At 71.4% G+C, this 3,117-nt stretch carries 2 protein-coding genes and 1 pseudogene; 1 reads left to right on the forward strand and 2 read right to left on the reverse strand.

Going from position 1 to position 3,117, the window contains the following annotated elements:
- Together AOK23_RS51095 and AOK23_RS41310 are read right to left on the reverse strand one after the other, a co-directional pair.
- Positions 1 to 83: pseudogene (locus tag AOK23_RS51095) on the reverse strand (NUDIX hydrolase); the annotation flags it as partial.
- Between the two features lie 63 nt (positions 84 to 146).
- Positions 147 to 1,040, reverse strand: coding sequence for a DMT family transporter (locus AOK23_RS41310; RefSeq protein ID WP_055717542.1), 894 nt, complete (start codon positions 1,038 to 1,040; stop codon positions 147 to 149).
- A 304-nt stretch (positions 1,041 to 1,344) separates the two neighbouring features.
- On the opposite strand from AOK23_RS41310, the gene AOK23_RS41315 reads away from it, so the two are divergent.
- Positions 1,345 to 3,000 carry an FAD-binding dehydrogenase gene (locus AOK23_RS41315; RefSeq protein ID WP_055717543.1) on the forward strand — a complete coding sequence of 552 codons (1,656 nt, stop codon included), beginning with the start codon at positions 1,345 to 1,347 and terminating at the stop codon, positions 2,998 to 3,000.
- Positions 3,001 to 3,117: the final 117 nt, after the last annotated feature.

Raw genomic sequence — 3,117 nt, forward strand, 5'->3', positions numbered from 1 at the left:
GCGTACACCTCCCCGCGCGGGGCCTGTCCGATGACCTGGTCGTTCTCGTCCACGATGTCGAGGATCTCGTCGGCGGCACTCATGCCCTCATCCAACCAGGACAACCAGGAGAGCCCTCACCCGCCGAGGCGCGCGGCCCGGCGCGGTCAGCCCCGCTGGAGTTCGCGCACCCGCGCGCTCCCGGAGTGGTTGCACGGCATCGCCGGATGCATCCCGAGCAGCACGACCCCGACGACGATGCCGACGAGCCCGACCGCCTCCCAGGCCAGCGCCCCCGCGTCGGTACGGAGCCGGTCCCCGAGGAAGCCCACCCCGCACGCGATCCCGGCGAGCGGCTGCGCGGCCGTGAGTGCGGGCAGCGACATCCGCAGCGGCGCCGCCTCGAAGGCGCTCTGCACCAGCAGCAGCCCCGTCACCCCGAGCATCAGCACCCCGTACGGCTCCCAGGTCGTGAACAGCCCGCCCCAGCCGCCGTCGGCGAACACCTGCCCGCTCACCCGGGTGAGCGCGTCCTGGACCCCGTACAGGAGCCCCGCGGCCACCGCGAGCAGCACTGGTGCGGCAGCGAGCCGGGGCCGCTTCGCGTACGCCGTCAGCAGCAGCGCCGTCCCCACCATCACGCCGATGATCAGCCACTGTCGGAAGGCCCCGCTAGGAGCGGTGCCGCCCTGCGGCTGACCGGCCACGATGAACGCCGTCACCCCGCCCGCGAGCAGCGCGAGACCCGCCCAGCCCTGGCGGCCCAGCGGCTGCCGGGTCCGGCGGCGGGAGAGGGCGAGCGCGAAGAGCAGATTGGTCGCGAGGAGGGGCTCCACCAGCGAAACCTCGCCCTGGCCGAGCGCGATCGCGCCCAGCGCCATCCCGCAGACCATCAACCCGATCCCGCCGAGCCAGCGGGGCACGCGGACCAGGTCGAGGAGCAGCCGGGGGGAGAGGAAGTCGCCGATCGGCGCGTGCGCGGCGGCCTGCTGCTGGAGCACGAAGCCGAAGCCCAGACAGCAGGCGGCGCACATGGAGAGGAGAAGAACGAGAACCGACACGCGGAGTACCTAGGGTCGTCGGACGGGCCGCTGCGGCCGTCCCACGGGGCGTGCCGCTCGGATTCCCGCACGAGGGCGATTTGTGCCTCGACGGGTGGCCCGATACGTATTCATACGACTCTAGCCGCCACCCCGTGGGCTGTCCGTAAGCAGAGACACATCCGGACAGTTGACTAAGTCACGTGTTCTACCGAAGGATCTGATCCAAAGCTGTTGACCGGCCAGTAACAAAGCGTCGGGCGGCGCCCGGCCCGCCCACGCCCGCCCCCGCTTGACCGCGCCCGTTCCCGAGAGGACGTCCTCCATGTCGTACGACGCAGATGTGATCGTGATCGGGGCGGGCCTCGCCGGGCTCGCGGCGACCGCGGAGCTCGTCGACGCGGGTCGCAAGGTGATCCTCCTCGACCAGGAGCCGGAGCAGTCGATCGGCGGGCAGGCGCACTGGTCCTTCGGCGGTCTCTTCTTCGTCGACTCGCCCGAGCAGCGCCGACTGCGGATCAAGGACAGCCACGCCCTCGCCCTCCAGGACTGGATGGGCACGGCCGGCTTCGACCGCGAGGAGGACCACTGGCCGCGCAGGTGGGCGGAGGCGTACGTCGACTTCGCGGCCGGTGAGAAGCGCTCCTGGCTGCACGGGCAGGGCGTCCGCTTCTTCCCCGTGGTCGGCTGGGCCGAGCGCGGCGGCTACGACGCCAACGGGCACGGCAACTCCGTGCCCCGCTTCCACATCACCTGGGGCACCGGCCCCGGCCTCGTGGAGCCCTTCGAACGGCGGGTCAGGGAGGGCGTCGCCCGGGGCCTGGTCCAGCTGAAGTTCCGGCACCGGGTCACCGGGCTCGCGCGCAGCGCGGGCGCCGTGGACACCGTCACCGGCGAGATCCTCGAACCGTCCACGATCGAGCGCGGGCAGCCCAGCACCCGCACCGTCACCGGCGCCTTCGAGTTCAAGGCCCAGGCCGTGATCGTCACCTCCGGCGGCATCGGCGGCAACCACGACCTCGTCCGCGCCAACTGGCCGGAGCGCCTCGGCAACCCCCCGGAGAAGATGATCTCCGGTGTGCCCGCGCACGTCGACGGCAGGATGCTGGCCATCGCAGAGGAGACGGGCGCCCGCCTCATCAACCGCGACCGCATGTGGCACTACACCGAGGGCATCCAGAACTGGAACCCCATCTGGGACAACCACGGCATCCGCGTCCTGCCCGGCCCGTCGTCGCTGTGGCTGGACGCCCGCGGCAAGCGCCTGCCCGTGCCGCTGTTCCCCGGCTTCGACACCCTCGGCACGCTCGAGCACATCATGAAGACCGGCTACGACTACACCTGGTTCGTGCTCGACCAGAAGATCATCGGCAAGGAGTTCGCGCTCTCCGGCTCCGAGCAGAACCCCGACCTCACCGGCAAGTCGATCAAGGACGTCTTCGTCCGGGCCCGCGCGGACGTCCCCGGCCCGGTCAAGGCGTTCATGGACAACGGCGTCGACTTCGTGGTGGAGAAGGACCTCGGCTCCCTGGTCCGCGGCATGAACGCGCTCACCAAGGACCCCCTCATCGACGAGGCGGAGCTGCGTCGCGAGATCGTGGCCCGCGACCGGGAGATCGCCAACCCGTTCACCAAGGACCTCCAGGTCATGGCGATCCGCGGTGCCCGCAACTACCTCGGCGACAAGCTGATCCGCACCGCGGCCCCGCACCGCATCCTCGACCCCAAGGCGGGCCCGCTGATCGCCGTCCGCCTCAACATCCTCACCCGCAAGACCCTCGGCGGCCTGGAGACGGACCTGTCGTCCCGCGTCCTCACCGAGGGCGGCGACCCCCTGGAGGGCGTGTACGCGGCGGGTGAGGCCGCCGGCTTCGGCGGCGGCGGTGTCCACGGCTACCGCTCCCTGGAGGGCACGTTCCTCGGAGGCTGCCTGTTCTCGGGTCGCACCGCCGGCCGCGCGGCGGCGAAGGCGACGGGCTGACCACCGCCACACTGGCTTTCGCCGACGGACGTGACGGCCTCATCCCTCGGTGGATGTGACGGACTTCTGACGGACCTCCGCCGCCCCTGGCATCTCAGGGGCGGTGGATGGTCCGTC

Origin of the sequence: Streptomyces torulosus (assembly GCF_001419765.1) — a bacterium.
GTDB classification, from domain to species: Bacteria; Actinomycetota; Actinomycetes; order Streptomycetales; family Streptomycetaceae; genus Streptomyces; species Streptomyces torulosus.